This is a genomic window from Streptomyces sp. NPDC048172 (assembly GCF_043202595.1).
GTDB lineage: Bacteria > Actinomycetota > Actinomycetes > Streptomycetales > Streptomycetaceae > Streptomyces.
Genome location: NZ_JBIDAT010000001.1, coordinates 1,143,689 through 1,170,170, shown reverse-complemented (window position 1 = coordinate 1,170,170; position 26,482 = coordinate 1,143,689). Strand labels below are relative to the sequence as shown.

At 72.8% G+C, this 26,482-nt stretch carries 29 protein-coding genes, 1 tRNA gene and 1 pseudogene; 20 read left to right on the top strand and 11 right to left on the bottom strand.

The annotated features are described in order from the left end of the window. Positions 1-26: 26 nt before the first annotated feature. Together ACGF3A_RS05365 and ACGF3A_RS05360 are read right to left on the bottom strand one after the other, a co-directional pair. On the bottom strand, positions 27-839 hold the full coding sequence (locus ACGF3A_RS05365) for a DALR anticodon-binding domain-containing protein (RefSeq protein WP_393725965.1): 813 nt from the start codon (positions 837-839) through the stop codon (positions 27-29). A 268-nt stretch (positions 840-1,107) separates the two neighbouring features. Next, on the bottom strand, positions 1,108-1,563 hold the full coding sequence (locus ACGF3A_RS05360) for a PleD family two-component system response regulator (protein WP_393727161.1): 456 nt from the start codon (positions 1,561-1,563) through the stop codon (positions 1,108-1,110). A 160-nt stretch (positions 1,564-1,723) separates the two neighbouring features. Between ACGF3A_RS05360 and ACGF3A_RS05355 the strand changes: the two genes are divergently transcribed. After that, positions 1,724-1,795: transfer RNA gene (locus ACGF3A_RS05355), tRNA-Arg, on the top strand. 93 nt (positions 1,796-1,888) lie between these two features. Then, on the top strand, positions 1,889-2,137 hold the full coding sequence (locus tag ACGF3A_RS05350; RefSeq protein WP_393725963.1) for a hypothetical protein: 249 nt from the start codon (positions 1,889-1,891) through the stop codon (positions 2,135-2,137). A gap of 150 nt (positions 2,138-2,287) precedes the next feature. On the opposite strand, the gene ACGF3A_RS05345 is transcribed toward ACGF3A_RS05350, so the two are convergent. Continuing rightward, positions 2,288-3,625, bottom strand: a complete 1,338-nt coding sequence (locus ACGF3A_RS05345; RefSeq protein ID WP_393725962.1) for a TerD family protein — start codon at positions 3,623-3,625, stop codon at positions 2,288-2,290. Positions 3,626-3,698: 73 nt separating this feature from the next. Here ACGF3A_RS05345 and ACGF3A_RS05340 point away from each other — a divergent pair, with 73 nt between their 5' ends. Continuing rightward, positions 3,699-4,442, top strand: a complete 744-nt coding sequence (locus tag ACGF3A_RS05340; protein WP_393725960.1) for a sulfite exporter TauE/SafE family protein — start codon at positions 3,699-3,701, stop codon at positions 4,440-4,442. A 6-nt stretch (positions 4,443-4,448) separates the two neighbouring features. Here the strand turns inward: ACGF3A_RS05340 and ACGF3A_RS05335 are convergent. Together ACGF3A_RS05335 and ACGF3A_RS05330 are read right to left on the bottom strand one after the other, a co-directional pair. Further along, a pseudogene (locus ACGF3A_RS05335) lies at positions 4,449-4,760 on the bottom strand (hypothetical protein); the annotation flags it as partial. Next, positions 4,717-5,622 (bottom strand): universal stress protein, encoded by a 906-nt coding sequence (locus tag ACGF3A_RS05330; protein WP_393725958.1) that lies wholly within the window; start codon positions 5,620-5,622, stop codon positions 4,717-4,719. The pseudogene ACGF3A_RS05335 and the gene ACGF3A_RS05330, both read right to left, overlap by 44 nt. Positions 5,623-5,800: 178 nt before the next feature. Here ACGF3A_RS05330 and ACGF3A_RS05325 point away from each other — a divergent pair, with 178 nt between their 5' ends. The 4 genes from ACGF3A_RS05325 (at position 5,801) to ACGF3A_RS05310 (ending at position 11,298) form a co-directional block, all read left to right on the top strand. Next, on the top strand, positions 5,801-7,057 hold the full coding sequence (locus tag ACGF3A_RS05325; protein WP_393725956.1) for a PucR family transcriptional regulator: 1,257 nt from the start codon (positions 5,801-5,803) through the stop codon (positions 7,055-7,057). Positions 7,058-7,211: 154 nt separating this feature from the next. Further along, complete coding sequence (locus ACGF3A_RS05320; RefSeq protein WP_393725954.1) at positions 7,212-8,126, top strand: SGNH/GDSL hydrolase family protein; 915 nt, start codon at positions 7,212-7,214, stop codon at positions 8,124-8,126. A gap of 5 nt (positions 8,127-8,131) precedes the next feature. After that, positions 8,132-10,174, top strand: coding sequence for a hypothetical protein (locus tag ACGF3A_RS05315; protein WP_393725952.1), 2,043 nt, complete (start codon positions 8,132-8,134; stop codon positions 10,172-10,174). Between the two features lie 11 nt (positions 10,175-10,185). Continuing rightward, the gene (locus tag ACGF3A_RS05310) at positions 10,186-11,298 is read left to right on the top strand and encodes a tyrosine-protein phosphatase (RefSeq protein ID WP_393725950.1); all 1,113 of its coding nucleotides are present in this window, start codon (positions 10,186-10,188) and stop codon (positions 11,296-11,298) included. 74 nt (positions 11,299-11,372) lie between these two features. Here ACGF3A_RS05310 and ACGF3A_RS05305 read toward each other — a convergent pair whose 3' ends face one another. After that, positions 11,373-11,612 carry a chaplin gene (locus ACGF3A_RS05305; protein WP_393725948.1) on the bottom strand — a complete coding sequence of 80 codons (240 nt, stop codon included), beginning with the start codon at positions 11,610-11,612 and terminating at the stop codon, positions 11,373-11,375. Between the two features lie 262 nt (positions 11,613-11,874). Between ACGF3A_RS05305 and ACGF3A_RS05300 the strand changes: the two genes are divergently transcribed. The 5 genes from ACGF3A_RS05300 to ACGF3A_RS05280 all read left to right on the top strand — a co-directional run bounded on the left by ACGF3A_RS05300 (position 11,875) and on the right by ACGF3A_RS05280 (position 14,579). After that, positions 11,875-12,276, top strand: coding sequence for a rodlin (locus ACGF3A_RS05300; protein WP_393725946.1), 402 nt, complete (start codon positions 11,875-11,877; stop codon positions 12,274-12,276). 318 nt (positions 12,277-12,594) lie between these two features. Beyond that, positions 12,595-12,831, top strand: a complete 237-nt coding sequence (locus ACGF3A_RS05295) for a chaplin (RefSeq protein ID WP_393725944.1) — start codon at positions 12,595-12,597, stop codon at positions 12,829-12,831. 156 nt (positions 12,832-12,987) lie between these two features. Beyond that, entirely contained in the window at positions 12,988-13,641 is a 654-nt protein-coding gene (locus ACGF3A_RS05290; RefSeq protein ID WP_393725942.1) for a chaplin family protein, read from the top strand. 164 nt (positions 13,642-13,805) lie between these two features. Further along, positions 13,806-14,057: a hypothetical protein gene (locus ACGF3A_RS05285; protein ID WP_393725940.1), complete on the top strand. Its 252-nt coding sequence runs from the start codon at positions 13,806-13,808 to the stop codon at positions 14,055-14,057. A 114-nt stretch (positions 14,058-14,171) separates the two neighbouring features. Then, positions 14,172-14,579, top strand: a complete 408-nt coding sequence (locus ACGF3A_RS05280; RefSeq protein ID WP_393727159.1) for a rodlin — start codon at positions 14,172-14,174, stop codon at positions 14,577-14,579. 133 nt (positions 14,580-14,712) lie between these two features. Here ACGF3A_RS05280 and ACGF3A_RS05275 read toward each other — a convergent pair whose 3' ends face one another. Continuing rightward, a complete protein-coding gene (locus tag ACGF3A_RS05275) occupies positions 14,713-15,138 on the bottom strand; it encodes a hypothetical protein (RefSeq protein WP_393725939.1) in 426 nt (141 codons plus the stop codon). A gap of 251 nt (positions 15,139-15,389) precedes the next feature. Here ACGF3A_RS05275 and ACGF3A_RS05270 point away from each other — a divergent pair, with 251 nt between their 5' ends. Further along, a complete protein-coding gene (locus tag ACGF3A_RS05270; RefSeq protein WP_393725937.1) occupies positions 15,390-15,890 on the top strand; it encodes a DUF5949 family protein in 501 nt (166 codons plus the stop codon). A gap of 10 nt (positions 15,891-15,900) precedes the next feature. On the opposite strand, the gene ACGF3A_RS05265 is transcribed toward ACGF3A_RS05270, so the two are convergent. Further along, complete coding sequence (locus tag ACGF3A_RS05265) at positions 15,901-16,446, bottom strand: carboxymuconolactone decarboxylase family protein (RefSeq protein ID WP_393725935.1); 546 nt, start codon at positions 16,444-16,446, stop codon at positions 15,901-15,903. Between the two features lie 87 nt (positions 16,447-16,533). Here ACGF3A_RS05265 and ACGF3A_RS05260 point away from each other — a divergent pair, with 87 nt between their 5' ends. Continuing rightward, positions 16,534-17,013, top strand: a complete 480-nt coding sequence (locus ACGF3A_RS05260; RefSeq protein ID WP_393725933.1) for a MarR family winged helix-turn-helix transcriptional regulator — start codon at positions 16,534-16,536, stop codon at positions 17,011-17,013. Between the two features lie 43 nt (positions 17,014-17,056). Here ACGF3A_RS05260 and dnaK read toward each other — a convergent pair whose 3' ends face one another. Both dnaK and ACGF3A_RS05250 read right to left on the bottom strand, forming a co-directional pair. Beyond that, positions 17,057-18,970 carry a molecular chaperone DnaK gene (gene dnaK / locus ACGF3A_RS05255; protein ID WP_393725931.1) on the bottom strand — a complete coding sequence of 638 codons (1,914 nt, stop codon included), beginning with the start codon at positions 18,968-18,970 and terminating at the stop codon, positions 17,057-17,059. 124 nt (positions 18,971-19,094) lie between these two features. Next, positions 19,095-20,204 (bottom strand): ferritin-like domain-containing protein, encoded by a 1,110-nt coding sequence (locus ACGF3A_RS05250; RefSeq protein WP_393725929.1) that lies wholly within the window; start codon positions 20,202-20,204, stop codon positions 19,095-19,097. Between the two features lie 190 nt (positions 20,205-20,394). On the opposite strand from ACGF3A_RS05250, the gene ACGF3A_RS05245 reads away from it, so the two are divergent. The 6 genes from ACGF3A_RS05245 (at position 20,395) to ACGF3A_RS05220 (ending at position 25,570) form a co-directional block, all read left to right on the top strand. Continuing rightward, complete coding sequence (locus ACGF3A_RS05245; RefSeq protein WP_393725927.1) at positions 20,395-21,342, top strand: diiron oxygenase; 948 nt, start codon at positions 20,395-20,397, stop codon at positions 21,340-21,342. Positions 21,343-21,612: 270 nt separating this feature from the next. Continuing rightward, the gene (locus tag ACGF3A_RS05240) at positions 21,613-22,338 is read left to right on the top strand and encodes a TetR/AcrR family transcriptional regulator (RefSeq protein ID WP_393725925.1); all 726 of its coding nucleotides are present in this window, start codon (positions 21,613-21,615) and stop codon (positions 22,336-22,338) included. A 50-nt stretch (positions 22,339-22,388) separates the two neighbouring features. Beyond that, positions 22,389-22,925 carry a redox-sensitive transcriptional activator SoxR gene (gene soxR, locus ACGF3A_RS05235; RefSeq protein WP_393725923.1) on the top strand — a complete coding sequence of 179 codons (537 nt, stop codon included), beginning with the start codon at positions 22,389-22,391 and terminating at the stop codon, positions 22,923-22,925. Positions 22,926-22,930: 5 nt separating this feature from the next. Further along, the gene (locus tag ACGF3A_RS05230) at positions 22,931-23,215 is read left to right on the top strand and encodes a hypothetical protein (protein ID WP_393725921.1); all 285 of its coding nucleotides are present in this window, start codon (positions 22,931-22,933) and stop codon (positions 23,213-23,215) included. A 156-nt stretch (positions 23,216-23,371) separates the two neighbouring features. Then, a complete protein-coding gene (locus tag ACGF3A_RS05225; protein ID WP_393725919.1) occupies positions 23,372-24,283 on the top strand; it encodes a protein kinase in 912 nt (303 codons plus the stop codon). Positions 24,284-24,421: 138 nt separating this feature from the next. After that, on the top strand, positions 24,422-25,570 hold the full coding sequence (locus ACGF3A_RS05220) for a C40 family peptidase (RefSeq protein ID WP_393725917.1): 1,149 nt from the start codon (positions 24,422-24,424) through the stop codon (positions 25,568-25,570). A gap of 19 nt (positions 25,571-25,589) precedes the next feature. On the opposite strand, the gene ACGF3A_RS05215 is transcribed toward ACGF3A_RS05220, so the two are convergent. After that, entirely contained in the window at positions 25,590-26,450 is an 861-nt protein-coding gene (locus ACGF3A_RS05215) for a protein phosphatase 2C domain-containing protein (protein ID WP_393725915.1), read from the bottom strand. Positions 26,451-26,482: the final 32 nt, after the last annotated feature.

The window sequence follows — 26,482 nt, the reverse complement described above, 5'->3', positions numbered from 1 at the left end:
TGACTGGTGACTGGTGGCTGGCGGCCTCAGATATGGGCGGGTGCGGAAACGCCGAGCAGGGACAGGCCGCCTGCCAGCACCGCTCCGGTGGCCTCGGCGAGGGCCAGCCGGCCGCGGTGGGCGGCCCCGGGTTTCTCGTCACCGCTGGGCAGCGGCGGACAGGAGTCGTGGAAGTCGAGGAAGGCGTCGGCGACGGCGACGAGGTGCCGCGCGAGGGGGCCGGCGGCACGGGCGTCCTCGACACGGGCCTGATCGGCGACACGGGCCTGGTCGGCGACACGGGCCTGGTCGGCGAGGAGGGCGAGCAGCGCGGCCCCGTCCTCCGCCCGTCCGTCGTGGTGGGGCTCGACCCCGAGCTGCCGCCCGTTCCGCAGCACGGCGCGCGTGCGGGCGTACGCGTACTGCACACGGAAGAGCGAGCTGGACCGCGCGGTGCGCACGGCCAGCGCGGCGGGGTCCTCGCCGGTGGCGGCGGCCCAGCGCGCGATGTCGACGGCGGGCCGGTCCCGGGGGTCACCGGGCGGGCCCCCGGCAGCGAGCCCCCGTACGAGATCGGCACGCGCATCCTCGCTCAGGGTCACGTTGACGAACCCGGGCCCGACGACCCGTACGTCCGCGATGCCGGGCTCCGCCGCGAGCCCCTCGCGCAACAGCTCGGCGGTCTCCAGGGCGGGACGCCCCGCGCGGGCGGCGACCCGGAGCGCGACCCCCGTCGCGTAGTCCCCGCCGCCACGCCGGGGCGGCGCCTCGACGACCACGCGCTCAGGCAGCACGGCCGCGTCCGCGCCCGCACGACGCAGCGTGTGCAAAGCGGTACGGGAGAGCTGGGCGGGTGTCACAGAGCAAGCGTATGGGAGGTGGGGTGGGTGCACGCGAACAGGTTTCGCGTACTGGGACGAACGATCGTGGACGCTGGGCCGGAGCGCCGGGCTCCTAGGGAGTGTCTTCAAAGTAGCGTCGTCCGCCCGAAGGGCGGGCCCGGTGGCGTCTGGTGCGTGCGATCGCAAGGCGGAGGAAGGAGCCACTGCGGAGCATTGGCGACTGACGACAACGCCGCGAGCGTGCGTGCCAGGCGCCACCGGGCAGACGGGACTTTGAAGACACGACCTAGGGCTCGACGACCTCGGAGATCTCCGAGATCCCGGAGACGTCGGGGACCCCGGAGACGGGCCCCACGGAACCGGCGCCGCCGCCCCCTCCATGCATCAGACGGCGGACCATCCGCACCAGCTCGGCGGGCTCGAACGGCTTCGCCAGGAACGCGTCCACTCCCCCGGGCCCTCCGCTGCTCCCCGTCTCCAGCTCGGTGCACGCGCTGACGAGGGCGAGCGGGATGTGCCGCGTCCGCGGATCGGCCCGCAGCCGCTCCGCCGTACGCACCCCGTCGAGCCGGGGCATCACGGCGTCGAGCGTGACGACGTCGGGCCGGATGCGATGCACCATGTCCAGGCAATCGGCACCGTCGACGGCGGTCACGACCTCGAAGCCCTCCAGCTCAAGGTTGACCCTGATCAACTGCCGGATGACCTTGCTGTCGTCGACGACAAGGACCCGGCCGGACATACCTGGCACACCGCAAAGCCTAGGCGGGCGCCTCCACCTGCGTCCGGGTTTTGCCCATTTCCGCCCGCGCCGGTCCGCCCGACCACCCCCACGGCAAACCGGTTCCGGGCCACCACCCCCGAGCTGGTACTGTTCTACCTGTCGCCGCCACAGCGGCCACGCCCCCGTAGCTCAGGGGATAGAGCAACGGCCTCCGGAGCCGTGTGCGCAGGTTCGAATCCTGCCGGGGGTACTTCGATGTAAGTGCCGCAACGCCTCGCGACCAGCCTCTTCGCTGGTGCGGGGCGTTTGTCGTGCGCGGGGCCGGGACATCCTGCTCACGCTCGTGCGGGAACAGCTCGCCGAGGACCGGCAGTTCGCCCGCCGTCTGGAGTTGCGGGCGGCGAGTGCCCAGGGGGATCTGGTCGAGATCCGTGCCCAGCTCCACGCCTACGGCGAACAGGCCTTGCAAGCGGCCCACGCGATCGCCGCGCTGACGCCCGCCGGGCGGGCCGCGGACGTCCTGGGCGAGCGGGGAGCCGTCACCATGCGTCGGCTGGCGACCGAGGCATGGCGCGGCAATCGCACCGGCTGAGCGGAGAAGTACCTGATGGAGCGGCTGGCCAAGACGAGCGGCGGAGTGGACTCGGTGATCGCCGTACACGCGGCCGACCTCACCCCCGACGGCGCCACGCATCTGGTCATCGCCCACAAGCGTCGCCGGGCCCCACGAGAAGCGGCGGCCTCAGTTCTTGCCCGCCGCGTGCCACGTCATGCCCCAGCCGTATTCGAGGTCTGCCGACTGCTGCTTCATGACGCCGGGTGCCCGCACGATGTACTTGGCTTCGCGTCGGACGACCAGTTCACCGCCCGTGTTCTCGATCAGGGCGACGGCGGCGACCTGCGAGGGGACCGTGCATTCGTCCAGGTGCATTTCGATGGGCGGGCCGGAGGGCGGGTAGATGGTGGCGATGCCGTCGAGGCCCGCGAAGCTCTCCGCGCCCCGGTAGATGACCACGAACACCAGAAGGCGCTTGATCTCGGACTGGTGGTCGAGGTTGACGACCAGGTTCTCGCCCGCCTCGCTCGCGCCCGTACGGTCGTCCTGGTCGAGGCGGACGTAGGGCGGCTGGTCGTAGGAGCCGAACTGGTTCTCGATGGGGTGGACGATTCCCGTCGCCCCGTTCTGCAGCTCCCACAGGCACGACAGGTCCAGGTCGACGTCCTCCAGCCGGACGGCTGCCTTCCCCTTGTTCAGCCAGCCGCGCTGCTTGCGGGCGCTCCACCTGAGGTTGACCCGCATCGCTCCCGACGTGGCGCCCTGCTTGGTCAGCGACACCGCCGGGGTCGCCTTTGTGAGGGTGATCTTCGAGAGGCTGATGGGCGGTGCGGCGGGCGGAGGTGCGGGGGCTGCCATGGGCGGCGGCGCCGGGGCCGCCATCGGGGGCGCGGGGGCCGCCATCGGGGGCGGGGGTGCCTGTACGGGGGCCTGTACAGGGGCCTGTACGGGCGTCGGCTGTTGCGCCGGTACCGGTACCGGATCCGGCTCCGGCGCTTCCTCCTCCACCGAGATGCCGAAGTCCGTGGCCAGGCCCGCCAGTCCGGAGGCGTAGCCCTGGCCCACCGCGCGGAACTTCCACGCGTCGTTGCGCCGGTACAGCTCCCCCAGCACGAACGCCGTCTCCGTCGTGGCGTCCTCGGCGTCGAAGCGGGCGACCTCGGCGCCGGTGTCCGCGTCCAGCACCCGTACGAACAGGCCCGGCACCTGGCCGAACGTGCCCTCCGTGGAGGCCACCACGGCCACCTTCGTGATCTCCTGCTCCAGAGCGGTCAGGTCGGCGCCGACGGTCTCCGTCACGCCGCCCGCCTGGTCCTGGCGCCTGCCCTCCTGGCGTACAGCGCCGCTGCGGTGCACGGGCTGGTTGTAGAAGACGAAGTCGTCGTCCGAGCGGACCTTGCCGGACGCCGTCAGCAGCAGCGCCGACGCGTCCACCTCGGGCACTCCCGGGCCTTCGCGCCACCCCAGCTCCACGCGGACCCTGGCGGCCGGTACCGGCGCGTTGGCGCCCTTCTGCAGCGTCATGCTCACTCTCCCCGTTGCGATCTTTCACCAGCAGCCTAGGTGTTCGAACCGGCTCCGGGGGAGAGACTCCGGAGTGTCTGTCGCCGACCTCGCGCTTCTCCTCGCCGCCGGTCTCGCCGCCGGGCTCTCCGGTACGGTCGCCGGGCTCGGCTCGCTCTTCTCGTACCCGGCGCTCCTCGCCACCGGAATGCCCGCGACCGCGGCGAACGTGACGAACACCGTCGCCCTCGCCTTCGGGACCGTCAGCGCCGTGCCGAGTTCGCGGGCCGAACTGGACGGGCAGCGCTCCGTGCTGTGGCGGCTCGCGGTGCCGTGCGCGTGCGGCAGCGCGGCGGGCGCGGCGCTGCTGCTCGCGACCCCGCCGGGGGTGTTCGAGAAGGTGGTCCCGCTGCTGGTGGGCGGCGCCGCGGTGCTGATCATGCTGCCGACGAGGCCCCCGCGCCACCAGGTCTCCTCCGGGCCCGCGGCCGCCGCCGGGGTCTTCGCCGTCTCCGTCTACAGCGGGTACTTCGCCGCGGCCTCCGGCGTCCTGATGCTCGCCCTCCTCCTCGTCACGTCGGCGCGGAGCGAGTCCTTCCCCCGGGCGAACGCCCTCCGCAACGCGCTGATGGTCGTCGCCGACGCCGTCGCCGCCCTCGGCTTCGCCGCCTTCGGGCCCGTACGGTGGGCGGCCGTACCGCCGCTGGTGGCGGGCCTGCTGGCGGGGTCGTGGCTCGGGCCCTCGCTCGTGCGGCGCGTTCCCGCGGGGCCGTTGCGGGTGGCCGTCGGGGTCGCCGGGCTGGGGCTGGCGGTCCACCTCGCCCTGGATGCCTTCTAGGGCACGCGATCCCACCCCGTGGCGGAACATGCCCTCGGTCTCGGGCAGGACGCTCGCGGTGTTCGTATAGATCAGACGGCGGTGGCCGAGCCGGGCGAAGTTGGCCCAGACCGCCGTCAGATTGGCTTCGGTGATCCCCGAACGGTGCGGGTCCCCGTCCGGCGCGGGGTGCGCCTGCCCCAGATAGTCGCCGCCGAGGAGCAGCGCCTCCGGCGTCTCCGCGTCATCCATCGGGGCAGCGTGCCAGCGTACGGACGCCGGGCGCGAAGCCTTTTCACCGGTTCGCGGGTGCCGTACCGCCTCGTACGACCGCCACAGGGCAGTGCGCGTGGTGCAGCATGGCCTGGCTGACGGAGCCGAGCAGGAGGCCCCTGAAGCCGCCGCGGCCGCGGGCACCCACCACGAGGAGCTGGGACTCCTGGCTGGCGTCGATCAGCGCCTGGCGGGTGTACTCCTCGACGAGGCGGGGCCGGACGGTCACGTCCGGGTAGCGCTCGCGCCAGCCCGCGATGGCCTCGTGCAGGACGCGTTCCTCCTCCTCGCGGAGCAGGTCGGCGTCGTACACCAGCGGCATCGCGACGCCGGGGCCGCTCACGACGGGGCCGGTGAAGTTGTTCCAGGTGTGCAGGGCGACCAGTTCGGCGCCGCGCCGGGACGCGGCCTCGAAGGCGAAGCCGACGGCCGCGTCGCCGACCTCCGAGCCGTCGACGGCGAGCAGCACGGGCCCCGTGGGGTCGGGTCGGCCGCGCGTGACGAGGACGGGGCACTCGGCGTGCGCGGCGAGGTGGACGGCGACGGAGCCGACCAGCAGGCCGGTGAAGCCGCCCATGCCACGCGTGCCGACGACGACGAGGTCGGCCTCGTGCGAGGCCTGGCCGAGGACGGTGAGGGGCTCGCCGGGCACGACGTCGTGGACGACCTCCACGGCGGGGTCCGTACGCTGGGCGCGCTCGACCGCCTCCTGGACGGTCTTCTCCGCGAGGTTGCGGAGCCCTCCGTCGGCGGGGCCCAGCGTCGAGGGGCCGAGGGGGACGTTCATCATCGGCCAGACGAAGGCGTGCAGGATGTGCAGCCTCTCCCCTCGCCTCGCGGCCTCGCGGGTCGCCGTCTCCACCGCGTCGAGGCTCGACGGCGAACCGTCCACCCCGACCACAACTGATGCCCTGGCTGCGCCGTTCACCGGTGCTCTCCTTCCGCCGCACTTCGCCGTACGCGGGGTCGTCCGCGACTCCACCCTTACAGGGCGGAGGCCCTCGCAGCAGGGGCGGATGACCCGAACGGGCGGGACCATCGGCCCGGGGCGTGACGCCGCCCCCGCCGGGGCGCTACGGCCGCCCGGCAGTGGGCATGTTCTCGGCATGCCCATGACGGATCACGGACGCTATCCCGACGCCCCCCTCATCGGCGGGGTCCCGGTCGACGTACGGCTGGGCCGGGCCGTCCCCGCGCTCGCGCGGCGCATGGTCGCGCTCTTCACCGAGCGGCTGCCGACGTACGCCACGCTCCCCGGCGAGGAGCTGGCCGGGGACATCACGCGGGCCTGCGAGGAGAACCTGCGCGCCGTCGTACGGACGCTGCGCACCGGGCGCTTCCCCTCCCCCGGCGAGCTGGACGAGCTGGCGCGGTCGGCGTCGCGGCGGGCCGAGGAGGGGATACCGCTCTCCGCGGTGCTCTCCGCGTACCACCTGGGCTGGCGCCTCGGGCTGGACGAGGTGATGGCGGACGCGGGGCCCAAGGACCTGGCGGCCGTGCTGGAGGTGCAGGATCTGCTGCTGGAGCAGCTCCAGTTGGTGACCTCGGTGGTCACGGACGCGTACCAGGAGGTGCGCGAGGCGGTGCACGGGCAGGAGCTGGCGGCGCGGCACGCGCTGCTGTCGGCGCTGCTGGACGGCCAGGACGCCGCCGAGGCGGCCCAGCGCGCGGGGCTGCGGCGCGCGCCCGCGTACGCCGTGCTGACGCTCGCGCTGGGCGAGCACCCGGACGAGCGCCGACCCGGCGTCAGCCCCGCCGTCGCGGCGCGCCGCAAGGTGCGCCGGGCCCAGGCGGAGCTGGACCACCACACGCACGGCCAGGCCCTGTACGCGCTCGGGCCGCACGGCGGCCGGGTGCTGGTCCCCGCCGAGGAGCCGGAGCGGGCGCTGCGCGAGGGCTGGACGGACCTGACGGGACTGCTCGCGCGCGTGGCGGCGCGCGCGGGCGCCCGGGTGCACGCGGGCGTGGCAGCGGCGGCGCACGACGCGGTCGCGGGGGCCGTACGGGAGTCGGAGGAGGTCCTCGGCGTCGTACGGGCCTCCGGCCGCGCGCCGGGCGCGTACCGCGTCCTGGACGTGCTGATCGACTACCAGCTCTCCCGCCCCGGCCCGGCGCGGGACCGGCTGGCGGGGCTGCTCACGCCGCTGCGCGGCCACCCCGTGCTGCTGGAGACGCTGCGGACGTACGCGGCGCACGGCTTCAGCCGCCGCGCGACCGCCGAGGTGCTGCACGTCCACCCGAACACCGTCGACTACCGGCTGCGCCGCGTCTCCCACCTCACGGGGCTGGAGACGGCGAGCCAGCCGGGCCTGCTCGAACTCCAGGCCGCGCTGACGGCGTACGTGGTGGCCGAGAGGACGTAGGACGGGTGTAGGACACCGCTCTTGTGCTCCGTCACAACGAACCCCCAAGAAGTCTGCGTTACCGGCCAGTTCACCCGGAGGCCCCCGCTCGACATGCTGTCCCGCGGACAGCTCAGCTCAGCTCAGCTCACGGACACGACAGCGGGAGTCGCACATGAAGAAGCCCAGCACGCGCGCAGCGCTCAGCTTTTCCGGCGCCCTCGCCCTGGTGGTGACCCTGGCGGGAACGGCCGGGGCGGCGGAGGCCCAGGACGCGCGCGAGGGGGAGAGATACGTGTCCCTCGGCGACTCCATGGCCTCGGGCCCGCTCATCCCCGACATCACGGGACCGGTCGCCTGCGGCCGTTCCACCCACAACTACGCCCACGAGCTGGCCCGTACGCTCGGCGCCGCCGACCACCGCGACGTGACGTGCAGCGGCGCGTCCAGCAAGCACATGACCGAGCCGCAGAAGCTCTCGGTGGCGGGCGTGCCCGCGGGCGAGGCCCCGCCGCAGTTCGACGCGCTGAGCAAGGACACCACCCTGGTCACCCTCACCATCGGCGGCAACGACGCCGGGCTGGTCGGCGTCGCGCAGGACTGCTTCCAGCTCGACCCGAACGGCAAGAAGTGCCAGGACGAGTTCACGGAGGGCGGCGTGGACACGGTCGCGCGCCGCGTCGACGAGTTCGCGCCGAAGCTCGGCGCCGTCCTGGACGGCATCCGCGAACGCGCGCCCCAGGCCCGCGTCCTGGTCACCGGCTACGGCGACTACGTCAAGCCCGGCGGCTGCTGGCCCTCCGTCCCGGTCCTGCCCTCCGACGCCGACTGGCTCCAGGGCAACGTCAACCGTCTCAACCGCGTCGTCTCCGAGCAGGCCGCCGCGCACGGCGCCACGTACGTCGACGTGTTCACCCCGAGCAAGGGCCACGACGCGTGCGCCGCGCCCAAGGAGAAGTGGGTGGAGGGCTTCGTCCCGACCGATCTCGCGGCGCCGCTGCACCCCAACCGCAGGGGTGAGGAGAACTACGCGCGGATCATCCACGAGCAGCTCAAGGCACCCCTCACGGCGCGTACCGGCGGAGAGTGAGCCCGGTGCGCGCACCCGCCACCACGGCGGTGGCGGCCGCCCTCGTGACGGCCGCCACCCTGCTCACGGCCCCCGCCGCCGCACGGCCCGCACCCGACGCCCCGGCACGGTCCCGAGGGGGCTGCGACCCGCTCGGCGGGGGTACGGCGTGCCTGCTGCCGTTCCCCAACGACTGGTACACCCGCCCCGACCCCCGCGCCCCGACGGGCCGCCGCCTCGCCTTCGAGCGGGGCACGTTCCCGCGCGGCACCGGCACCGGCACCGGCTCCGGCTCCGGCGACGCCGACCCCGCCGCCTGGAACCGGCTGGACGGCTTCTCCCCCGGCTCGACGCTGCTCGCCCAGGTGCCCGACGTCGATCTGAAGGCGAGCGGCGCGGCGCCCGTCACCGACATCGGCGCCTCGCTGGACCGCGACGCGCCCCTCGTCCTCCTCGACACGGACACGGGCAAACGCGTGCCGTACTGGGCCGAACTCGACGCCAACGCGCGCGACAAGGACCGCCGGGCCCTCCTCGTCCACCCGGCCCGCAACCTCCGCGACGGCCACCACTACGCCGTGGCCGTCCGGGGACTCAAGGACGCCGGGGGCCGGACGCTGCCCGTACGCCCGGAGTTCGCCCGCGCCGCCGGGCCCGCGCTGCCGCCCGGCGATCCGCTGCGCGGACGGCAGCGCGCGCTGCGGCCCGTGCTGCGCGACCTGGCGCGGGCCGGGGTCGAGCGCCGGGACCTCCAGTTGGCCTGGGACTTCACGGTCGCCAGCACCCGGAGTCTCACCGGCGACCTGCTGACCCTGCGCGACGACGCCTTCCGCGGGCTGCGCGGCCGGGCCCCGTCGCACCGGGTCACCGAGGTGAAGGACTTCACCGAGGCCGAGGACCCGCGGATCGCGCGGGAGGTGCACGGCGAGATCACCGTGCCCAGCTTCCTGGACGCGCCGGGCGGCCCGCCGGGCTCGCTGCTGAACCGCTCCCCCGGGCCGTACGGGCGTCCGCGCCAGCTGCCCGGCAACACCCAGACAGCGAAGTTCCAGTGCGAGATCCCGCGCAGCGCACTCACCCGCCCCTCGCGCCCCGCGCTCTACGGGCACGGGCTGCTGGGCCGCCGCAAGGAGGTCGCGGCGGCGAACGTGAAGGCCATGGCCGCCGAGCACAACTACACGTTCTGCGCGACCGACTGGACCGGCATGGCCGAGGAGGACATCCCCACCGTCCTCACCGCGCTCGGAGACCTGGGCCGCTTCCCCGCGATCCCCGAACGCTCGCAACAGGGCATGCTGAACGGCCTCTTCACCGGCCGCGCCCTGATCCACCGCGACGGCCTCACCGCCGACCCCGCCTTCCGTACGGCGGACGGCAGGCCCCTGGTCGACCGCCGCGCGGAGCTGGCGTACGACGGCAACAGCCAGGGCGGCATCCTCGGCGCCACCCTGCTCGCCGCCTCCCCCGACATCGCCCGCGGCGTCCTGGGCGTACCCGGCATGAACTACGGGCTGCTGCTGGACCGCAGCGCCGCCTTCACCCAGTTCCGCCCCGTGCTCGACCAGGCGTACCCCGACAAGCTCGACCAGCAGCTCTACCTCGCGCTGGCCCAGCTGGTCTGGGACCACGGCGAGGCGAACGGCTACGCCAACCACGTCACCCGCGACCCGCTCCCCGGCACCCGCGCCCACCAGGTGCTGATGCACGTCGCGTACGGCGACCACCAGGTGCCGCCCGTCGCCGCCGAGGTCGAGGCCCGTACGCTCGGCGCCCGCCTGGTCACCCCCGCGCTCGCGCCGGGCCGCAGCCCGGACAGGGTGCCGTACTGGGGGATCCGGACCGCCGGGCGGCTGCCGTACCGGGGCTCGGCCCTCGTCGTCTGGGACAGCGGCACCCCCACCCCGCCTCTCACCAACACCCCGCCGACCGGCCCCGCCTACGGGCGCGACCCGCACTCCGACCCGCGCAACGCCCCCGCGGCACGCCGCCAGAAGGCGGCCTTCCTCTCCACGGGCCGCGTCCTCGACGTCTGCGAAGCGGCCCCGTGCACCGCCCCACCAGCCCCCTGAGGAGACCACTCATGCCCCGCACGCACCGCGTCACCACCGCGGCCCTCACCGCCCTCGTCCTCGCCGGAGGCGCCGCGCTGGCCCCGCCGGTACTGGCCGACAGCGACGGACGTACGTCCGCGAAGGCGCAATCCGCCCAACGGCAGGCGGCCCAGGCCGCCGTCCCCTTCACCAAGGCCGAGGCCAAGAGAGCGGCCGACGGGAGCCACGCGCTCTCCTGGGCGTCCCCCGCGGGCAAGGTGTCCGTGACCGCGTACCGGAATCCGGACGGCACCGGCGAGGGCGTCGACCTGGGCAGCGCGGGCGGCACCGGCACGCTCGCGGTCCCCGCCGGGAAGCTGCCCGCGGGCGACCGCTGGTACTTCCGCCTCACCCCCGACAGCGGCGGCCCGCTCACGGTCGCCGAGCGCTCGTTCGGCATCGAGTCCGCCAAGAACTTCCGCGACGTGGGCGGCTACCGCACCACCGACGGCCGCTGGGTGAAGTACGGCGAGGTCTACCGCACCAACAAGATCAGCTCTCTGACGGACGCCGAGCAGGCGAAGATGCTCTCCCAGGGCATCGGCCTCGACGTGGACCTGCGCAACTACTTCGAGCGCAAGGAGGACCCGGACCGCCTCCCGGCCGGCATCGAGTACCGCGTAGCGGACGTGGCGTCCCTGGAGCACGGGATCAAGTTCCACGACCCGGCGCTGATGACGCTCGCCGAGGCCATCGCCGCGGGCCTGCTCAGCGGCTCCTCCGACCTGGGCCAGTCCATCGGCTACCCGTTCATGGTCAACTTCGAGGGCGCCGACCACGCCTTCAAGGACCTGCTGACGGGCATCGCCACGAACGACAAGGGCGCCACCGTCTTCCACTGCAGCGCGGGCAAGGACCGTACGGGCTGGGGCACCGCCGTCCTGCTGACGATCCTCGGCGTCCCGCGCGAGACGGTCGAGGCCGACTTCATGGCCAGCAACCACTACCTGGGCCGCGACGACGCGGTCGAGCTCTCGTGGCTGCGCTCGGCCTTCGAGAAGGCCGACGACCTGTACGGCGACTTCGACACGTACGTCCGTGAGGGGCTCGGCCTCGACGACGCCACCGTCCAGGCGCTCCGCACGAAGCTCCTGACGCCCTGACACGCGCGTACAGAACGAAAAAGAAGAGGCCCCGCACAGGTGCGGGGCCTCTTCTCTGCTCGGGGAAGAGAGCGTCAGCTGTTGACGCAGGTGTTGCCGAACGCCGGGTTGAGCAGACCGATGACGTTGATGCTGTTGCCGCACAGGTTCACGGGGACGTGCAGCGGGACCTGCACCACGTTGCCGGACGCGACACCGGGCGAGTTGGCGGCAGCGCCGTTCGCGCCCGCGTCCGCCGAGGCGACACCGGCGGCACCGCCGACGGCCATGCCGGCGGAGGCGAAGACGAGAGCGGCCTTCTTCGCAGTGTTCATGGAGCACTCCTCCAGGAGGTGGTTCAGCGGCCCCGAACGGGCGCCGCGGTCTGCTGAACGCACGACCTGCTCAGGGGGCACGGCCCGGGGCGGCACTTCCGTCGTTCGGCGCAGTGTGCGAGAGAACGGAGATCACACCACTGGACAATCGGATGAATCCGATCAGTCCGCGTCATCCGGGTGAATACGCGGAACCATTCCCGCCCCGCCGAGTTGACCAGTGCGCTCCTGAGTCGAGCCACCACTTCGAGAAGGGTAAATCATGATCAAGAACGCGCTGGCCACGGCGGCCGTCGCCACGATCGCCGTCGGCATGGCCGCCCCGCAGGCGATGGCCGTGGGTAACGACGAGGGCACCACCTCGGTCAACGGCAACGGCGCCACCCAGATGTACGGCAACTCGGCGACGCACGGGAACATGAGCCCGCAGATGGCCCTGATCCAGGGCTCGCTCAACAAGCCCTGCATCGGCCTGCCGGCCAAGGCCAACCTCGGCTCGCTGGTCGGCCTCGTGCCGATCACCGTTCAGGACCTCAACGTCCTGTCCTCGCCGCAGAACCAGCAGTGCACCGAGAACTCCACCCAGGCCAAGGGCGACGAGCCGCTGTCGCACATCCTGGAGGACATCCCGGTCCTGTCCGGGAACGGGACCGCGAACCAGTGATCCCGCACCGGCCTCCGGCCGGTCACTGAGATCCCGGGGACCCGGGCCGCTGACGCAGCGGCCCGGGTCCTCCGCGTTTCCCGGGCTTTCCCGACCCTTCCCCGCCTTTTCCGATCTGCCGAATTATTCTTTTCCGCTTATCCATGTCCGCCATTTGTGTTGCGCAGCCGGGCGAACCCGGTATGAATTCCCTTTTCCTCGTGTCGAAAACAATCCGGGCTCGTTACGGATGGCGAAAGCGGAGTTGCGGGCGTTCAGCCGGCACTCGTGGACGCGAAATCCGTTGTCCAGCGAACACCGCTCAAGAAAGGACTCAACGTGAAGTACACGAAGGTTGCAACGGTCGCCGCCGGGACGCTCATCGCCCTGGGCAGCGCCGCCGCGCCGGCTCTCGCCGACGCGGGCGCCAGCGGTGCCTCCGCCAACTCCCCCGGCGTGATCTCCGGCAACACCATCCAGGTGCCGGTCCACCTGCCGGTGAACCTGTGCGGCAACACCATCGACGTCATCGGCCTGCTCAACCCGGCCTTCGGCAACGCCTGCGTCAACCGCTGACCCGCCGCGCCCTGTGCGCGGGATCAGCCCGGTCCGGCTCCGGAGCGTGGGGCATGGACCCCGCGCTCCGGAGCCGGCCGGTTTCTTGAAGCGCGGAGAACGGGGCGACTGAAGATTCCGCTACGGACTGAGAGCAGGAAAACCATGCGAAGGGTCTTGAGCAGGAGCCTCCTGACCGTTGCCGCCACCACCGGCGTGCTCGCCGCCGCGGCCGGCTACGCCCAGGCCGACTCCTCCGCCGACTCCAGCAATTCGGGGTCGCCCGGCATGCTGTCGGGCAACACCGTGGAGGCCCCGGTCGGCGCACCCGTGAACGCCTGCGGCAATTCCGCCGACGTCGTGGGGGCGATGAACCCCGCGTTCGGCAACAATTGCCAGAACCACTCGGGCGGCAGCGCCCGGGACACGGCACCCCGGCCGCAGGCACCGGCCTCGCAGGCCCCGGCCCCCCAGTCGGAGCCGTCCGCGGCGCCGGCGCCCCAGCGCGAACCGGCTCGTGAGCCCGCGCGCGAACCCGTCCGCGAACCCGTCCGCGAGCCCGCCCCCCAGGCGGCCCCCGCCGACCGGGACTCGGCGCACCGGGCACAGGGCTCGCAGGCCGCCGGGAACGACGGCCACGCGGGACAGGCCGAGGACGCCGAGATGACGCGGCACGCCTCTCCGGAGGCCGTACCGGCCGCCGACGCGGGTGCGCGGCCCGCGCTGGCCGACACCGGCAGCGCCGGAGTGGGCACGGCGGCGGCTCTCGGCGCCGGTGTCCTCGTCGGGGGCGTCGTGCTGTACCGGAGGGGTTCGCGGGGACGCGCCTGACCCTCCGGGGCCTCGCGCGGAACGGGTCGCCCCACAGGTCCGTTCCGCGTCTTCCTTCTCTCGTCCCGCCTTCAGGAGAACGGCGTTTCCAGGGCCGTACGGACTCGTTGTCCACATCGCTCCTGGAACGACGCCCCGTTGCCGGGGAGAAAGTTTCCGCCACTATGAAGCACTTCAAGACCGCGGTGGCCGTGACCGGTTCGGTGATGGCCCTCGGCGGCGCGACGCCCGCCATGGCGGCCGACGCCCCCGCGCAGAACCCGACGTCCCCGTCACTCAGCCTCAACCAGGGGCTCTACCAGGCGCTGCAGCCCGGCAACACGCTGGACCTCGCGCCGATCGACGGGCCGATCGCCGACAGCCTCGCGAACACGCTGAAGACCAGAGAGCTGCTCGGAGGACTCCCGCTGGGCTGACAGGCGGCCCTCGGGAACTCCATTCAGGTGAATGAGAAAAACCCCTCGCGCGGACTGCAGTTGAACCCGGCGTCCCGGACTTCCGCGCATTCTTCAAGGAGAACGCAACACATGATGAAGAAGGTTCTGTCCACGGCGACCGTGGCCGTCTCCCTCGTCGGCGTCTCGGCCATGGCCGCGCCGCAGGCTCTGGCCGTCGGCAACGACACGGGCACCTCCACGCTGAACGGCAACGGGGCGACCCAGTCCTTCGGCAACTCCACCACCCAGGGCAAGATGAGCCCGCAGCTCAGCGCCGTTCAGGGCTCCCTGAACAAGCTGTGCCTCGGCGTGCCGGTCAAGGCGAACCTCGGTTCGCTGGTCGGCCTCGTGCCGATCACCGTCCAGGACATCAACGTCCTGTCGGCCCCGCAGAACCAGCAGTGCGCCGACAACTCCACCCAGGCCAAGGGCGACGAGCCGCTGTCGCACGTGCTCAGCGACATCCCGGTCCTGGCCGGCAACGGCACCGCCAACCACTGAGGCGCCGTTCCCGCTGGACCCCATGCGGAAGCCCCGCATGCAGGAAGCCTCCGCCGCGATCGCGGCGGAGGCTTCTCCGTGTCCGGACTCCCCCGCCGGACGGCGGGGGCCGGGGGCCGGGGGGCCGGTCGGGTCAGCCCGGGAGCGGGCCGAGCAGCTTGCCGACGACGGGGAGTTCGCCGAGGGTGTCGCCGCGCGTGATGGGGCCCGTCAGCGTGTCGGTGCCGACCTGCCGGAAGTCCGCCACCTGGGTGGCGATCCCGTTGTCGAGCGGGTCGGCGCCCGTGCCGGCCAGCGGGTCGAGCTGGTGGTTCTTGAGGGTGCCGGTCAGTCCGGCGACCGCGTGCTCCGTGCCGCCGAGGCCCTCCAGTGAGGCGGTGACGCCGTCGGCGAGGCCCTGTGCGGCGTCGGCGCCGCCCTGGGCGGCGGAGGAGTCGGCCGCCATCGCGGTCGTACCGCCCGCGCCGAGGGCCGCGCCGACGACGGTGACGAGCAGGCCCGCCCGCATCAGGGCGCGTTGGGCCGGGGAGGCGGAGCGGACAGGGCCGGAGTTCTTCATACGTACCACCGTGGTGCGAGTGCGGTCGGGACTGTTCCGTCTAATCCATGGGTAATCGTGCGATTGCTCACGGTAGTCCATGCGGACTCGCGTGTTCCAGCTTGCGCGGCGAAGGGGGCGCCCCCGCGTCAGCCGCCCGGTGACGCACGGATGAGCGAGCGTGCCCCCTCCCGCGTGCTCGCCGCCGCGCGCTCGCCTTTCAGGGTGATTCGATGCCGGATGGGCGCGATGTCACCACTAGGGTCCCGGACATGACCTCCCAGACCGCCCGCAGCGGCTTCCAGCAGCGCCAGTTCGGCACCCTCACCGTGATCGGCTGGACCGGTGAACACCCGGAGGACGAACGGGACTCGCCGTTCCTGCTCGTCTACTCGCTCGGCGACGGGCCGGACGGGCCCGAGGCGGGCGAGGAGGCGCTGCGGGCGATGCTGGAGCAGGTGGGGCTGCCGATCGGCACAGAGCTGGTGGACGGTACGGCCGCCGGGCCGCAGATCCCGGTGACGCTGATGGTCGAGGGCGGCCAGGCGGTGGTGACCATGCCGCACTTCACCGCGCAGTACCCGGCGACGCCGGAGTGGCTGGCCGCGGTGGCCGAGCGGGGGGTCGTCTACTTCATGTTCGCGACGCGGCCCTGGCCCGAGGGGGCGCCCGGGGCGCCGGTCGCGGAGGACGCGCTGCGGGCGTTCGTGAGCGAGGAGATGATGGCCGGCGCGGCGCACTGCCTGCTGCCGGTGCGGGAGCTGAAGAAGTGAGCGGCGCCCCTCAGGCGTAGGGCGCGAGCTGCTCGTCGAGCGGGGCGCGGGTGAGGCGGTTGGCGAACGTCGTCAGCGTGTACGTGCTGATGCCGAGGACGACTTCGAGGGCCTGCTGCGGGGTGTACCCGTGCCCGAGGAAGGCGTCGAGGGACTCCTGCGGGACGTCACCCGTGTGGTCGAGGACCTCGCCGGTGAAGACGCGGACCGCCTCCAGCCGCGGCTCGGCGAGAGGCTTCCCGGCGCGCAGGGCCTCGGCCAGCGCCGGGTCGGCCTCCAGGGCGGCGAGCTTCTTCGCGTGCATGGCGACGCAGACATGGCACCCGTTGCGCACGGCGACGGTGAGGATCAGGACCTCGCGGGCGAGCGGGTCGAGGGTGGTGCTCTCGAAGAGCGCGTTGAGCTTCTGGAAGCCCTCCAGGAGCTGCGGCGAGGTCGCGAGGCGGCCCGCGGCCGCCGGGAGGTAGCCGAGGCCCTGCTCGATGCGCTCCAGGGGGCGGCGCGCGGCGGGCGGGGCGGTCTCGGGGGTGTGCTGGACGAACGGGTTCTCGCGCACGGGACGCCTTTCGTACGATGGACAACATGGTCAACGTGGTTGTCGAAACAGTAAACCTGGTTGTCGAGTACGGCAAGGGGCTTCCCCATGGCTGAGCCCGGGCGGACCGAGCGCTGGGGGTTCGAGCTGCCGCTGATGCTCTTCGCGGGGTTCCGCTCGCTCATCGACGAGCTGCACGCGGAGCTGGCCGAGCGGGGGCACCCCGACGCGCGGCCCGCGTACGGCTTCGCGATGCAGGCGATCGGGCGCGACGGCGTGACCGCGAGCGAGCTGGGGCGGCGGCTGGGGATCTCGAAGCAGGCCGCGGGCAAGACCGTCGACCGGCTGGCCGCGCTGGGGTACGCGGAGCGCGTGGACGACGCGGCGGACGCGCGGCGCAAGCGCGTACGGCTCACGCCGCGCGGGCTGGAGGCGCTGGCCCTGTCCGCCGAGATCTTCGAGGAGCTGCGCGGGCGGTGGGCCGCGACGCTGGGCGCCGAGCGGCTGCGGGCGGTCGAGGACGCGCTGGAGGCCGTCGTGCCGCCGGGCGCGTACCGGCTCGACGGGGGCGCCTGGTTCGGCGGATGAGGCGCCCCTTGCGGCGGGCTCACGCCTCCGCCTAGGCCTACGCCTACGCCTCCGGGTTCCGCTTGTCCTCGCCGTTCCGCTTGTCCTCGCCGTTCCGCTTGTCCTCGTCCACGATCTCCGCGTCGACCACGTCCTCGTCGCCCGGGGACGACGCGCCCTCGGGCGGCGGGTCCTGGCTCTCGCCCTCGGGGGCTTCGGCCTGGTCGGCGCGGGCCTGGGCGTACATCGCGGTGCCGACCTTCTGGGCCGCCGCCGCCGTCCTGTCGGCGGCCTCGCGGATGGCCGAGGTGTCCTCGCTCTTCAGCTTCTCCTTGAGGTCCTCCAGCGCCGCGTCGACGTCGGTCCTGGCGTCGGCGGGGATCTTGTCGGCGTTGTCCTTGAGGAGCTTGTCGGTCTGGTAGGCCAGGTTCTCCGCGTGGTTGCGGGTCTCGGCGGCCTCGCGCCTGCGGCGGTCGTCCTCCGCGTACTGCTCGGCGTCGCGCATCATGCGGTCGATGTCGTCCTTGGGCAGCGCGGAGCCGCCGGTGACCGTCATGCGCTGTTCCTTGCCGGTGCCGAGGTCCTTGGCCGAGACGTGCATGATGCCGTTGGCGTCGATGTCGAAGGTGACCTCGATCTGCGGCACGTTGCGCGGCGCCGGGGGCAGACCGGTCAGCTCGAACATGCCGAGCTTCTTGTTGTACGCCGCGATCTCGCGCTCGCCCTGGAAGACCTGGATCTGCACGGAGGGCTGGTTGTCCTCAGCCGTCGTGAAGGTCTCCGAACGCTTCGTCGGGATCGTGGTGTTGCGCTCGATCAGCTTCGTCATGATGCCGCCCTTGGTCTCGATGCCCAGGGACAGCGGGGTGACGTCCAGGAGGAGGACGTCCTTGACCTCGCCCTTGAGGACACCGGCCTGGAGCGAGGCGCCGATGGCGACGACCTCGTCCGGGTTGACGCCCTTGTGCGGGTCCTTGCCCGTCAGCTCCTTCACCAGCTCGGTCACGGCGGGCATACGGGTGGAGCCGCCCACCAGGATCACGTGGTTGACGGCGGAGAGCTTCACGCCCGCGTCGCGCACCGCCTGATGGAACGGGCCCTTGCAGCGCTCCAGCAGGTCCTGCGTGAGCTGCTGGAACTGGGCGCGCGTCAGCTTCTCGTCCAGATGCAGCGGACCCTCGGCGGAGGCCGTGATGTACGGCAGGTTGATGTTCGTCTCGGACGACGAGGACAGCTCGATCTTCGCCTTCTCGGCCGTCTCGCGCAGCCGCTGGACGGCCATCTTGTCCTTGGAGAGGTCCACCCCGTACGCGTTCTTGAACTGCTTGACCAGGTGGTCGACGACGCGCTGGTCCCAGTCGTCGCCGCCGAGGCGGGTGTCGCCCGCGGTGGCCTTGACCTCCAGCACGCCGTCGCCGATCTCCAGCAGCGAGACGTCGAACGTACCGCCACCGAGGTCGAAGACCAGGATCGTCTGGTCGTCCTCCTTGTCCAGCCCGTACGCCAGGGCCGCCGCCGTGGGCTCGTTGATGATCCGCAGGACCTTCAGGCCCGCGATCTCGCCGGCCTCCTTGGTGGACTGGCGCTGCGCGTCGTTGAAGTACGCCGGGACGGTGATCACGGCGTCCTTGACGTCCTGGCCGAGGTACGCCTCCGCGTCGCGCTTGAGCTTCTGCAGGACGCGCGCGGAGATCTCCTGGGCCGTGAAGCGCTTCCCGTCGATGTTGCCCGAGTCGGGGAAGCGCCAGTCGGTGTCGCCGACGTGGCGCTTGACCGAGCGGACCGTCCGTTCGACGTTGGTGACCGCCTGGCGCTTGGCGACCTCGCCCGTCAGCACCTCGCCGCTCTTGGCGAAGGCCACGACGGACGGCGTGGTCCTGGCGCCCTCGGCGTTGGTGACGACGGTGGGGTCGCCGCCCTCCAGCACGCTCACGACGGAGTTCGTCGTCCCCAGATCGATGCCGACCGCACGCGCCATGTCCGTCCTCCTCGCTCGGGGCCAGCCAGCCGTGGGCGCCGCACAGCGGTGCCACACCTCCCTGCATAAAACCTGAGCGGGGTGACGTCAAGAACGCGTGGTGCGGCAGGAGTCGGCGGTCACGTCAGTCACCTGCGGCGCCGTCCGCGACGGCCTCCTCGACCTCCCTCGTCCGCGCTGCCTCCTCGGCGGCGAAGCGCTCCGCGTCGAGCTTCTCGGCGATCTCCTCGTCCTGGGCCATCAGCAGGTCCAGGTTCTGGTCGCCCATCTCGAAGACGCCCATGTCCACGTACGCGCGCTGCAGGCGCTCGCCCCACAGGCCGATGTCGCGGACGCAGGGGACGATCCGGCTGAAGAGGAGCCGCCGGAAGAGCTGGAGATACTCGGACTGCTCGCTGAGCGCGTCGGCCTCGGCGGCCGGGATGCCGAAGTTCTCCAGCACCTCGGCGCCCTTGAGGCGGTCGCGCATCAGGTAGCAGCCCTCGATCACGAACTCCTCGCGCTCGCGCAGTTCGGCGTCGGAGAGCTGCCTGTAGTAGTCGCGCAGGGCCATGCGGCCGAAGGCGACGTGCCGGGCCTCGTCCTGCATGACGTAGGCCAGGATCTGCTGGGGCAGCGGCTTGTCCGTCGTGTCCCTGATCATGCCGAACGCCGCCAGCGCCAGGCCCTCGATGAGCACCTGCATGCCCAGGTACGGCATGTCCCAGCGGGAGTCGCGCAGGGTGTCGCCGAGCAGGGACTGGAGGTTGTCGTTGACCGGGTAGAGCATCCCGACCTTCTCGTGGAGGAAGCGGCCGTACACCTCCGCGTGCCGCGCCTCGTCCATCGTCTGGGTGGCGGAGTAGAACTTCGCGTCCAGGTCGGGCGCGGACTCCACGATCCTGGCCGCGCACACCATGGCGCCCTGCTCGCCGTGGAGGAACTGGCTGAACTGCCAGGAGGCCGCGTGCCTGCGGAATTCGGCCCGTTCGGCCCCGCTCATCCGGTCCCAGTAGCGGGTCCCGTGGATGCTCAGCGCCTCGTCGGGGGTGCCGAGGGGGTCGTACGGATCGACCTCCAGGTCCCAGTCGATACGGCGCTGCCCGTCCCACTGCTTGTCCTTGCCCTTCTGGTAGAGGGCGAGGAGACGCTCCCTGCCCTCGTCGTACTCCCAGGTGAAACGGGCCTGACCGGTGGACGGAACCTTCCAGAGAGGATCGCCCGGACCGTGCGTGTAGAGATCGCGAGTCGACACCGGCATCGCCTCCGGTTCGTGGAGTGCCCTTGAAGGGCGGGCAGTTGGCAGGCTCACACGGCGGTTACCGCAGGGTCAACAAGCCGCACACAAGCCGCGCACAGGGGATTGACGTGCTTGCTGACAAGCAGTCTCATAAGAGAAGAGGAAGAAGTGACCTCCGGTAACCCCTACGAAGAGGTGCCCCCGCATGACCACTGCGCCTGACATCTCAGCACAAGATCGCGAGGTGCTCCGGGACGCCCTCGGGCTGCTCAAGGACCGCGAGCAGGTGGCCGAACGGCTGCTGGAGTCCAGCAGGAAGCACTCGTTCGACCCGGACACCGAGCTGGACTGGGACGCGCCCTTCGAGGACGGCAAGTGGTTCTGGCCGCCGGAGCTGGTCTCGCTCTACGACACCCCGCTGTGGCGGCGGATGTCGGAGGAGCAGCGCTTCGACCTCGCGCGGCACGAGGCGGCGTCGCTGGCCTCGCTGGGCATCTGGTTCGAGGTCATCCTCATGCAGCTGCTGGTGCGGCACATCTACGACAAGCCGCTGACCAGCAACCATGTGCGGTACGCGCTGACGGAGATCGCGGACGAGTGCCGCCACTCGATGATGTTCGCGCGGATGATCAACAAGGCGGGCTCGCCCGCGTACCCGGTCTCCCGGCTGCACCACAATCTCGCGCGGCTGCTCAAGACGATCTCCACGACGCCGGGTTCGTTCACGGCCACGCTGCTCGGCGAGGAGATCCTCGACTGGATGCAGCGGCTGACCTTCCCGGACGAGCGCGTCCAGTCGCTGATCCGTGGCGTGACGCGGATCCATGTGATCGAGGAGGCCCGCCATGTGCGGTACGCGCGGGAGGAGCTGCGCCGTCAGATGGTGTCCTGCCCGCGCTGGGAGGCCGAGCTGACGCGGGTCAGTTCGGGCGAGGCCGCGCGCGTCTTCTCCGTCTCGTTCGTCAACCCTCAGGTCTACACGGACGTGGGACTCGACAAGCGGGAGGCGCTCGCCCAGGTGAGGGCGAGCGGTCACCGGCGCGAGGTCATGCAGTCCGGTGCCCGGCGCCTGACCGATTTCCTCGACGAGATCGGAGTGTTGCGCGGCGTCGGCCGCAAGCTCTGGGTCAGCTCGGGGCTGCTGCCGAAGTAGGGCCCGGCTCTTTTCCGTGTCCGGGCAGGGGGTGCCCCCGCGCGTACTTCGCGGACCGCGGACGCGTCGTGGCTTGTCGCGCAGTTCCCCGCGCCCCTGATCGGCAAGCCCCGAAGTTCCGACAAGCTTGGGAGGTCTGCGCAAGGCGCAGGGCTGGCAAGCGCAGCCCACTGCGCCGGGCACGCGCCATGACGCCGGGTGGCCCGGAAGAGCGGCGCCCGGAAGAGGGTAAGAACGCTTGTGCGGCACTCGGAGGCTAGGCTGCCTCATATGAGCAGCAGCGGCACCGCCCCGGCGTATCGCAGGCTGAGTGTGGACGAGCGGCGCTCGCAGCTGCTCGTCACCGCGCTCGGCCTCTTCGCGCACCGGCCGCCCGAGGACGTCACGCTGGACGACGTCGCGGCGGCGGCCGGGGTGTCCAGGCCGCTGGTGTACCGGTACTTCCCGGGCGGCAAGCAGCAGTTGTACGAGGCCGCGCTGCGCAGCGCGGCCGACGAGCTGGAGCAGTGCTTCGCCGAGCCGCACTCCGGGCCGCTGACCACCCGCCTCGCCCGCGCCCTGGACCGCTATCTGGAGTTCGTCGACGAGCACGACGCCGGGTTCAACGCGCTGCTGCGGGGCGGCAGTGTCGTGGAGACCTCGCGGACGAACGCGATCGTGGACGAGGTCCGCCGCGCCGCCGCCGAGCAGATCCTGGTCCACCTCGGCACCCGCCGCCCCGGTCCCCGGCTGCGGATGGCCGTACGGACGTGGATCGCGGCGGTCGAGGCCGCCTCGCTGATCTGGCTGGACGAGGAGAAGCAGCCGCCGCTCGGGGAGCTGCGCGACTGGCTGGTCGACCACTTCCTCGCGCTGGTCACCGTCACCGCCGCGAGCGACGAGGAGACCGCGGCCCTGGTGCGCGGGGCGCTGGCGATGGAGCGCGCCGACGGCCCCGTGGGCGGGCTGGCCCGCCGGGTGCTGCCGGTCGTGGGGGACGCCGGTCACCTGCTGTGAGCACCCAGGGGACTTAAATAAAACTTGAAGGCCGGGCTAGGCTGGCGGGCATGGCTACTCAACTGTCCTGGAAGGCCAAGGAAGCCACCGTCGGCGAGCTGGCCGAGCGTGCCGGTGTGGCGACGTCCGCGCTGCGCTTCTACGAGCGCGAGGGGCTGATCCAGAGCCGCCGCACCTCCGGCAACCAGCGCCGCTACAGCCGTGACACGCTGCGCCGCGTCGCCTTCATCCGCGCCTCGCAGCGGCTCGGCATGCCGCTCGCCGCGATCCGCGAGGTGCTGGGCCTGCTCCCGGAGGGGCGTACGCCGACCCGGGAGGACTGGGCGCGGGTCTCGGAGTGCTGGCGCGAGGAGCTGAGCCAGCGCATCGAGCTGATGCAGCAGCTGCGCGACCACCTGACGGACTGCATCGGCTGCGGCTGCCTCTCGCTGACGACGTGCGCGCTGGTGAACCACCACGACCGGCTCGGCGACGAGGGCCCGGGCGCCCGCGCGCTCGCCCAGCCCTGCGATCCGGGCGCCTCCGCGGGGGCGGCCGGGCAGAGCGCCGGGCAGGGCGGCGGCAGCGCCGACTGCTGCGCGGGCTGAGCGCCGTGCGCAGCGAGGAGACCTCGTTCACCGGCGGGCCGCTGGACGGGCGGTCCCTGCCCGTGCTGCTGGGCCCGACGGGCAGGCCGCCCAAGACGTACGAGGTCCCGGTGCCGGACCCGGACGGCGGGGAGACGGTGACGCACGTGTACCGGCTGGAGCCCGCGCGCGTGAACAAGTGGGGCCTGCCGCGCGGCTGGGCGTACGTCTACGAGCCGGACGGAGAGCCGCGCGGCGGGCCGAAGTGGCCCTGGCGGCGCGGGCGGCCCGGCGGGTCAACGGCTCGTTAACACCGCCCCCCTTACTGGTACGTACCATTGACAGTGGTGGTCTAGTCCGGTTGGCTCCCGAAGCAGGGGGCGCCGCCCGGGTTGCCTCCCCCGGTCGTCACAGCGTCGGCCGGCGCCCCCTCCCCACATGCGCGTGGTGCGCCTAGTCTGCTCGGCGTGACCGACGGGATTGCCAGCCTCGACGGATCCGGGTCCGCGCGGCTCGGTCCCTTCCGGCTGTACGGAACGCTCGGCTCCGGCGCGGCCGGGACCGTTCATCTGGGGCGTGGCGCCCCGCGCCGCGGCGCGCGCAAGCGGCTCGCGGCCGTGCGCGCGCTCCGCCCCGAGCTGCTCCGGGACCGCCAACTCCGCGCGGAGGTACGGCGGCAGGCGCTCACCGCCGCCGAGTCCGTCGACAGCCCGTACGTCGCGGCGGCGCTCGGCTGCGAGCTGGACAGCGAACACCCGTGGCTGGCGAGCGAGTTCGTGCCCGGCGTCGCGCTCGCCACGCTGGTCGAGCGGTACGGGCCGCTGCCCGAGCCGTCGCTGCGCGCCCTGGGCGGCGCCGTCGCCCGCGCCCTCACGGCGCTCCACGCGGCGGGCACGGCCCACCGCGACCTGCGCCCCGAGAACGTGATCCTCACCAGCGAGGCGCCCCGTGTCGTCGACCACGGCGCGGCGCTGGGCCGTACGGCCTGGCACGGCACCAGTGGCGGGGACGAGGAGGAGGGCGGCGGGGCCCACGGCGGGTTCTCCGGCGCGAGCGCGGACGTCTTCGAGCTGGGCGCGCTGCTCGCGTTCGCCGCCACCGCGCGCCACCCCTTCCCCGGACAGCTGCTGCCGACGGCGCGGGAGGGCGCCGACATGACGGGCGTCCCCGAGGCGCTGCGCCCGGCGCTGCTCGCGTGCCTGCACAAGACGCCGGAGTCCCGGCCCACCGCCGAGGCCCTCGTCCGCGTGCTCGACCTCGGCAACGGCGCGGGGCGCCCCGGCGCCGAGTGGCTGCCCGAGCCCTATCTGCACGAGATCGGCACCTTCGCGGAAGAGGCCCGCCGCCTCGCGGGACGGCGCCGCTTCGGGCGTGGCTGAACCGAGCTGACACGCCGTCACCGCACCCGGACGAGTGACACCCCTGGGCGGATTCGCCCAGTTCAGCAGGAGACGCCGCGCGACCCGGTGCCACGCTCGCGGAAAGCGACGAGAGCGCGACGAGAGTGGGGTGCGCCGGTGACCAGGTCCTTCGCCCGAGCCGTACGAGCCGTACGGACCGTCAGATCGGCCGCCGTCGCGGCGGCGACCGCGACGGTGCTGACGGTCACCGCGCTGACCGCGCACCCCGCGCTCGCCGCCCCCGCCGATCCGGAACCGGTGCCGGGAACGGAGCTCACGGAGCCGGAGCCCGAGGGGATGGACGGGGCCGGTGACGCCTCCGTCGGCGCGCTGCTGGAGCGGCTTCAGGGGCTGTACGCGCGTGCCGAGGCCGCGTCCGAGGCGTACAACGGCACGGCGGAGAAGCTGAAGCGGCAGCGGGCCGCGACCCGGCGCGCGCAGGCCGCGCTCACCCGCGCGCACGCCGACCTCACCGCGGGCCGCACCCAGGCGGGGCGGCTGGCCCGGCAGCAGTACCGGGGTGCCGTCTCCGGGCTGCCGCCCAGCGTGCAGGTGCTGCTCTCGCGCGATCCGTACGCGCTGCTGGAGCGGGGACATCTGCTGCGCCGCGTGGCCGGTGACCAGGCGGCGACGGTGCGGCGGCTGACCAGCGGCGAGCGGAGAGCGACGGCGCTGGCGCAGCGCGCGCGGGGCGCGCTGGAGCGGCAGCGGAAGCTCACCTCGGCCCGGAAGGCGCGGCGCGACGAGGCGCGGGAGCGGCTGAAGGAGGTCGAGTCGATGCTCGCCTCGCTCTCCGGCGAGGAGCTGGCCGAGGTGCGCGGGCTGGAGGACGCGCGTACGGACGCGGCGCAGGAGAAGCTGGAGGACTCGGGCGCGCTCGGCGGCACGCGCGCCCCCTCGTCCGCCGGGGAACGGGCGCTGGAGTACGCGCGCGAGCAGATCGGCAAGCCCTACCGGTGGGGCGCCGAGGGCCCGTCGTCGTACGACTGCTCCGGGCTGACGTCGCAGGCGTGGCAGCACGCGGCGCGCGCGATCCCGCGCACCAGCCAGGAGCAGTGGCGGCAGCTGAAGCGGGTGCCGCTGCGCGAACTGCGCCCCGGTGACCTGGTCGTGTACTACCGCGGGGCCACGCATGTGGGGCTGTACGCGGGGGACGGCGAGGTCGTGGAGGCGCCGCGGCCCGGCGAGGACGTCAAGCTGTCGCCGGTGGCGTCGAATCCGGTGCTGGGCGCCGTACGCCCCGACCCGGGGAAGCGAGAGAGCTGAGCCCTCGTACACGGTCGTGTCAGGCCAGCTCGGCCAGGGCGAGGGCCGCGTCGTCGTGGGGCTTGCCCCGGCGGAAGGCGACGCAGTCCGGGTCGGCGGACTCGGCCGTGCGGACGCGGGAGACGAGCGCGCCCGTGCCCTCCTTGCGCACCACCGCGAGCAGCCCCGCCCAGTCGCCCAGGCGGAACGTCTCCGTCCAGCGGGCCGCGCCGTCGGTCAGCGCGAGGAGTGCGCGCACCCGCGCGCGCGGAAGGGTACCGGTCACGGCGCGCTCCGCGACGGCGGGATCGGCCGCCGCGGTGTAGAAACCCGAGCCGTCCGGCGCGTTGCGCAGCCCCTCGACCGCGCGCACGTACGCCGCGCGCGCCGCCGCCAGTTCCTCCGCCTCGCCCGCCGCGCGCAGCGCGCGGACGTGGTCGCGCAGGGCACGGACGGACGGCGGGAGTTCGGCGAGGCGGCGGTCGAGGACGGGCGTCACCTCGCCGTCGTCGCCCTCGACGAGGAGCGCGGAGTCGGAGAGGACGAGGTGTTCGACGCGGTCCTCGTCCCAGCGCGCGGCGACCACGGTCGCCTGAGGCGTACGGATATGAGAAAGATCACAGGTTGAGACGTGCGCCTCCGCCGTACGCGCGATGGCCGCGGCGAGGCATTCGGCCAGGGTCATGTCCCGGCGCGAACCGGACAGTTCGAGCATCGCGGACCCGAGGCGGGCCGTGAACCACGGGACGCCGTGCGTGCACCCGACGTCCTCACGGGGCGGCGTCACGCCGTCCAGGAGGACCAGCGCGCCGCCCCACCCGGACGCGGGAAGGGCCACGGACACATAGTCCTCATTGGGGCGTTGGGGATCACCGGGCTCGGTGGTCATGTCGATGCGCATAGGGGAAGTCTGCCGGAGGCGTACGGCTGCCG